7 protein-coding genes are annotated in these 6,405 nt (G+C 43.0%); 4 read left to right on the top strand and 3 right to left on the bottom strand.

Features of this window, described 5'->3' with window-relative positions; genetic code table 11:
* Nucleotides 1-69: 69 nt before the first annotated feature.
* The 4 genes from IQ229_RS08830 (at nucleotide 70) to IQ229_RS08815 (ending at nucleotide 4,727) form a co-directional block, all read left to right on the top strand.
* Nucleotides 70-546 (top strand): hypothetical protein, encoded by a 477-nt coding sequence (locus IQ229_RS08830; RefSeq protein ID WP_194042976.1) that lies wholly within the window; start codon nucleotides 70-72, stop codon nucleotides 544-546.
* Nucleotides 547-1,161: 615 nt separating this feature from the next.
* Nucleotides 1,162-1,842: a hypothetical protein gene (locus IQ229_RS08825; protein ID WP_228013316.1), complete on the top strand. Its 681-nt coding sequence runs from the start codon at nucleotides 1,162-1,164 to the stop codon at nucleotides 1,840-1,842.
* A 126-nt stretch (nucleotides 1,843-1,968) separates the two neighbouring features.
* The gene (locus tag IQ229_RS08820; RefSeq protein WP_194042973.1) at nucleotides 1,969-2,436 is read left to right on the top strand and encodes a DUF29 domain-containing protein; all 468 of its coding nucleotides are present in this window, start codon (nucleotides 1,969-1,971) and stop codon (nucleotides 2,434-2,436) included.
* Between the two features lie 620 nt (nucleotides 2,437-3,056).
* Nucleotides 3,057-4,727 (top strand): MBL fold metallo-hydrolase, encoded by a 1,671-nt coding sequence (locus IQ229_RS08815; protein WP_194042971.1) that lies wholly within the window; start codon nucleotides 3,057-3,059, stop codon nucleotides 4,725-4,727.
* Between the two features lie 64 nt (nucleotides 4,728-4,791).
* Here IQ229_RS08815 and IQ229_RS08810 read toward each other — a convergent pair whose 3' ends face one another.
* From IQ229_RS08810 to IQ229_RS08800, 3 genes are all read right to left on the bottom strand, one after another.
* Nucleotides 4,792-5,103: a DUF6679 family protein gene (locus IQ229_RS08810; RefSeq protein WP_012408115.1), complete on the bottom strand. Its 312-nt coding sequence runs from the start codon at nucleotides 5,101-5,103 to the stop codon at nucleotides 4,792-4,794.
* Between the two features lie 574 nt (nucleotides 5,104-5,677).
* A complete protein-coding gene (locus tag IQ229_RS08805) occupies nucleotides 5,678-5,896 on the bottom strand; it encodes a hypothetical protein (protein ID WP_194042969.1) in 219 nt (72 codons plus the stop codon).
* A 276-nt stretch (nucleotides 5,897-6,172) separates the two neighbouring features.
* Nucleotides 6,173-6,405: Nif3-like dinuclear metal center hexameric protein (locus tag IQ229_RS08800; protein ID WP_194042967.1), on the bottom strand; the 233-nt coding region annotated here is incomplete at its 5' end.

The raw sequence follows: 6,405 nt of genomic DNA, 5'->3' as shown, positions 1-6,405 counted from the left end.
CTTAAATACTGTGCGATCGCATTTACCAGTGGGAATCATAACAAACAGATTTACCTGAGTAAATATCTAATGGCTTACCAAAACATTACCGCTTCCCTTTCCCCAGAAGATATCCAAGAAATTAAAGCAGCCTTTGCGACTATTCAAGCAAAGATGCCTTTTCTCGTTACCCTGAGCGTGGAAGAACGACGCAAGTTATTTAAGATGGGCGATAAAAGCCTAGCTTTTGTCAACACTAGCCTAACTGCTGCCCAGTCTAACCGAGACATTTTACCAGCCAGCTTTGATGTAGATGAGTTTGTGCGGGATTATCAATTAGCTGCAACGCTTACCGAACTATTGATTAAACTGCAACAACTGACAGAACAGGTAGATGATACCCTAATGGCAGTCGGTAGCGAAGCAATGGGTAGCAGTTTGACAGTTTATGATTACGTGAAGACTGCTGCTAAGAAAACTCCAGGGTTAAAAACTATTGCCGAACAGTTAGGGGAACGGTTTAAAGCTATAAAAAGTAAACCTGCTAAAGCTGCTTCTGATTCATAGGCTGTAAACTTTGCCAGAGATAGGGGAAGAGTGAAAGGGGAAAAGTTAAAGGTAGATGCAAATCCTTTTTTTTCCCCCTTTCTGCTTGCTCAACTAGTGAATGAGTCTTTAATACTCGCGGGAGAGTCTTTTATACTCGTCAGCGAGTCTTTGATACTCGTGGGAGAGTCTTTTATACTTGTAAACAAGTCTTTCATACTCGCAAGGGAGCCTTTCATACTCGCGGATGAGTCTTTTATACTCGTGAGCGAGTCTTTTATACTCACGGATGAGTATTTTATACTCGTGAGCAAGTCTTTTATACTCATGGATGAGTATTTTATACTCGTGAGCGAGTCTTTAATACTCATGAGCAAAAATCAACATCAAGTCTGTTCTCTTACTTTGCGTCCTTGGCGTTCTTCTCTGCGAGACGCTGCGCGAAGGCGGTTCGTTTCTTGATTTTCTTATTCCTATCTGAACGCACCATAATAGTAAATTTCAAAATTTGGGAAGCTTCCACAAATACAAACCTAAAAACCCAAAGAAAACCTAACTTGCTTAATCAGGAATTAGGAATTGCAAGCTTGGTATTATACCGATAGCCGCGTGTAATATACCGCCTTGCACCAAATTATGCTGACCATACCCCGGTACACTCGCAAGCTCTCGCTCTTTTTCCTATTCTGTTTCACCCTACTCCTGACTTTCCTCCTATGTCTATTTTGGGTTAGTGCCAAAGAAACCCCCAAACCCAAGCCCCAAGCGTGGCAGATTAACGGTATATTAACCGCCCTTGATGATGGACATGACGAAGTTAAGCAACTCGCTTTTGATAAATTTAATGAATATGATTTGCAAAATTTGAAATCACTATTTGAGAAACCAGAAGATATTGCCCAGAAAGCTGCCAAAATCCTCAAGGATAAATCCGTTGACTCAATTGTTCGTTCCAGTGCAGCAGAGGCATTGGGAAAGATAGAACAACTCAACCTAAATAATATTGTTGTAATTCTGGATAACGTTTATTATGCAGGTCAATCAGAATTTGCACGGTGGCGATTTTTAACCTATTTCTTGGGTGGCGGCACTGAAGAAGTCAAAACCCTACTTACATGGCTGGGCTTCCCTAACAGGGAAACAATTCCTGCTTCATTAAACCACGATCGCGGTGTGAAAACTCTCAACATCTTTGCCCAAGCCTGGGAACCTACCCAAGGGTTTGCACGATTGCGGGAAGATTTGATTCAATACGCGGCGGATACTAAAGACAACACGGTGAGTAATACCTTTGTGCAATTGTTGCGAACTAGATAATCCGTTATTCATACCTGTGTAGCCGCGTTCATGCACTGTACCGCGAGCAATTCTATTCGCCTTGGCTCTAAGTGCGATCGCTTTCATCGCTACGATCGAGTGAGTAACTAGGAGTTGATCTGAAAAATGCCTAACCCGCTATACGATCAAGATTTGCAATTATGGATTGAGCAAACCATTCAACAGTTACAAAATCATGAATTTGAGGCGTTGGATATTGAGCATTTGATTGAGGAACTAGTTGATTTGGGTAAGGCAGAAAAAAATGCCCTCAAAAGCAATCTGACAATTTTATTAGCGCATTTACTCAAGTTGCGAGTTCAGCATGATGTCCCCGATAGCATAAAAGGAAGCTGGTATAGCTCAATACTGGAACATCGTCAGCGAGTTCTGAATAATTTGGCAGATACTCCTTCTCTAAAAAGTTTTCTGGTTGAGGCTGTGGAAAAAGCCTACCCAGATGTTCGCAAGCTAGCCATTAAAGAAGCTAAACTGGCTAAGTTTGGGATTCGCATACCCCAAAAAAGTGAATATCCCACCGTTTCTCCTTTTTCGATTGAGCAGATTTTAGATGAGGATTTTTCCGGGCTGTAGACGATTGCTCGTTGTCATATTGCTTTACATCTAGATAGACAGCTTGACCGAAAGGTTCTACAATCTGACTGATTGTGGTAAATTTACCTATTGCCCAATCCATATAAGCATAGTAAAGATTTTCTAGTGATTCCGTTTGATTGCGGAAGCACTAAATTAATATAGGAAAGTCTTTGAGTAAAGGGCAGCAGACAAATGGATGTAAAGCTGATTCTAGCTGGATTAACAGTTATATTTACGCTTTCGTGCTTATTTTTTGGCACGAAGAATGGATTCTATGATTCAGATAATTATCATGGCAATGGCTCCGCACATTGAGATAAATCTGTAGACGCTCGATCGACTTCCCGGAGGGTGAGTTGGCTAAGAGCGCTCAAAACTTGTAAAGGGAAAAGAAACCAGAGGCAAACTCCCTGAGCTACTAGTTTGATGGCTTCTGGTTAGCCCACCTTTCCGAACCAGTGCGGGTTCGGTGCAGGCGTCCTCCCCAATCAAAAATCCGTATTCTCAGGGTGTAGGGGCGCATGATAAAACTTACCCCTAAGTCACAAAACCAAAATTTGTGTAACTTTTGGCTTTTGGGATATGTCCATGACGATCAGGTTTGAGGGGAGGAGAGCATGAGGGATAATCTATCGGCATCCTCTCGCGTAGATGCTGCGGAAGGGGGTAGTGAATTAGAATGTTTGCCCTATAGTGTCCAGCATGACAACGAGGGCGTGTGTTTATTGGTGAAAATGGGGCCACACCGCATTCTGTTGGACTGTGGTTTGGAGGATATTTCATCGCTGGCTAAGGGGCTTACTAAATCGGGACGTGGAACTAGTTTGCCCCTACCAGCAGATTTAGTTTTGATTAGTCACGCTCACCCAGATCATGCTAAAGGTTTACTGGCGCTGCATACAGCTTTTCCCAAGTTACCTATTTATGGTAGTGAGGTAACTAGCAAGTTACTACCGCTGAATTGGCTAGACGAAGACCCTGAGAAAATTTCCCAATTTTGTCATGCCTTGCCATTGCGATCGCCAGTGGAATTTCAAGATGGTTTGGTGGCAGAATTATTTCCCGCAGGACATTTACCAGGAGCAGTAGCAATTCTCCTCACCTATACCACCCAGCAGCGTACTTACAAGCTACTGTATACAGGAGACTTTTTCTTATCGAACTCCCGACTAGTAGAAGGTTTGCGTTTAGAGGAACTGCGGGGTTTAGATTTAGATGTGCTAATTATTGAAGGTAGTTATGGCACATCCCGTCATCCTCACCGCCGCAACCAAGAAAATCAACTAGCCGAGCGAATTAATCGAGCGATCGCCGACCATTGTTCTGTAATTCTTCCCACCCCGGCTTTAGGATTGGGTCAAGAATTATTAATGCTCTTGCGATCGCATCACCACTTCACCGGACGAGATTTAGATATCTGGGTAGATGGTGCTGTCGCCACTGGATGCGATGCATACCTAGAACTGTTACCCCATCTCCCCCCATCGGTGCAGAACTTCGCCCGCCACCAACCCTTATTTTGGGATGAACGGGTACGTCCCCGCGTGCGTCGTCTACAAGCAGAACATCGTCCCAGTGTAGGCAAGTCACCTTGTATTGTCCTCACCGACTCGACATCTGATTTAGGCGAACATTGCCAATTAGACACAGGCCCTTGGCTGATTCTCCTACCAGAAAAAATTGATATAAAAGTTAACAAAGAATATTTAGCACCCACCACTATCGAAACCTATCTTTTAGCTCAACATAGCGATGGCCCTGGTACTACGCAGCTAATTCATAATTTGCGACCCCAGCACGTCGTTTTTGTCCACGGTTCTCCTGCCTACTTGGCAGACCTGACTAGCTTAGAGGAGTTGCAAAACCGCTACCACGTACATTCTCCGGCGGCTGATACCTTAGTAGAACTGCCCATCGGCGACACATTTTTACAACCGGCAGCACCTGAGACTAACTATGAAGGCGAACTGACAGAGTTAGGAACAGTAATCACAATCACCCTACCCAATGTGATTACTGCCGATTCGCGTTGGCGGCAATTTGCCGATACTGGTTTAATCGAAGCTCGTTGGCAAGGGGAAGAATTAGTATTAAGGGGATTGTCTCAACGAGAACTACTCAACCAAAACAGCGATCGCTATACCTGGACAGATGTAGACTGTTGTGGTACCTGCCGACATCAAAGGGGGCAGCGGTGTTGGAATCCAGCTTCCCCGTTGTATAACTTTAAAGTAACTCTCGAAGGTTACTGTCCTGCCTTTGAAGGTTTATCTAGTCCTGAGTCCTGAGTTCTGAGTCCTGAGTTAGGATTTATTACTCAGCACTCGATACTCAGCACTCAGCACTGATTATTTATTCTGGATTCGAGTCAGTGTAACGGTTGTGGATGCGCTCTGCTTCGGGACAATCTTCAGTCATCAGAGGTTCTACATTACCGCGTGGTACTGAAGCCAATTTTTGCGTTACAGCACCAATGCTCTCGAGGCGAACCATTTCTTCCCAAGAACAAACTTCGTCCTCTTCTTCTGTTTCATAGCGTAGAGTCACTAAATCTCCCTCTATGTCTATGATGCGGGCGCGTTCAATCCAGCGTTGCTGGTCCCGCAAGAAAACACATACCTCGCGCCCATCGCAACAGAGTTGATAAATCTTGCGGTGTAGCATGTACTGTTTCTGCCTTTTTAAACAACGTAGTTAAACCTGTAAAAATCTGGGTTTTACCCCATTACATTACACCTTTAAGAGGTTAATTTCACTATTCAGAACAAGTGCGCTTCATAACCTAATCCCAAGATTTGCTTTTATTTGTCAAAATCTCAGGATAATGTTGGGTCATAAATCAGATGCTCTAACAATGAACTCAATCTCCCTCCAGCTTATTCTAAGGAATGTCTGCTTCTATAGAAGTCGAACAATTCAGTACCTGTCCTAACCAGGTTCATATTTGCTGGTGAGTCATTCTTACCATTATGTAATAAAGAATACTCCAAAACAATCGTTGATTGCGGTTGTTTAACTTGCCTGCTTTTAATCATTGGCATTACTGGGAAGTCCGGGGACTTGGCTTTACTTTTACCCACTTGTATCTGATCTTAACTCATTCTCTTGCTGACCTTGATACTTTTCAACAACAACACCCAAATAGTTTTGAGTTTTTCAGGCAAAAACCTGAAAAAAGGCAACAGCGTTAGGCAAGAGTAGAGGGAAAAGACCATGAGAAAATTCTACTCCAGAAGTCTCAGGAGGATTTATGTGGTAAAGGAAATTCTATAAGCACGTTTGACGAGGATGCTTCTCGTTTAATTTTTCCGGCGCGAACTGCATCGTATAAGGCTGCAAGCTCTGGCAAATCCTCTGACTGATAGCATTTAGTGGCTAGCACCTGCTGGAGTAAACCCTCAGATTCAACACTAAGATATCCAGTTTGGAAAGCAGATGCAATAATTGTGCGAATCATCTTGATTAGGGCAGAGTGAGCAAATTATTAGGTCTAGTGTGGAACATTTTCCTCTCTTACTAATTGATATGAAACATTCATACTGTGTGATTAGTATTACGCTCAACCAGTGATTTATATCACGATATGAGTGAGTTTTGGACACTCTAAATATTACACAGCTAAAAGGACACAGGAATTTTCAGCATCAATATTGAAAAGCTGAATATCTTAACAGAATTAAAATACAACAATTTTTTCAAAAATCACCGACAAAATACAATGACACATCAGTAATCAAGCAAAAAACTGGCGGAAATCTTCATCTTTTTGACTTAATTGCACCCAGTCTAAGTTTAAAGACTGGAATTTTTGCACTAAGCGATCGCAAGCCGGACGTTCGGTAGCGTAATGTCCGGCATCGATTAAAATGAGATTGCGGTCGCGGCTTTCTTGAAACTGATGGAATTTACAGTCAGAAGTCAGATAAGCTTGGGCACCTGTTTTGGCGACGGCTGAAACTGTCTCTT

The organism is Nostoc cf. edaphicum LEGE 07299 (genome assembly GCF_015207245.1).
In the GTDB taxonomy this organism is placed as follows: domain Bacteria; phylum Cyanobacteriota; class Cyanobacteriia; order Cyanobacteriales; family Nostocaceae; genus Nostoc; species Nostoc edaphicum_B.
This window is presented reverse-complemented; position numbering and strand designations above follow the sequence as displayed.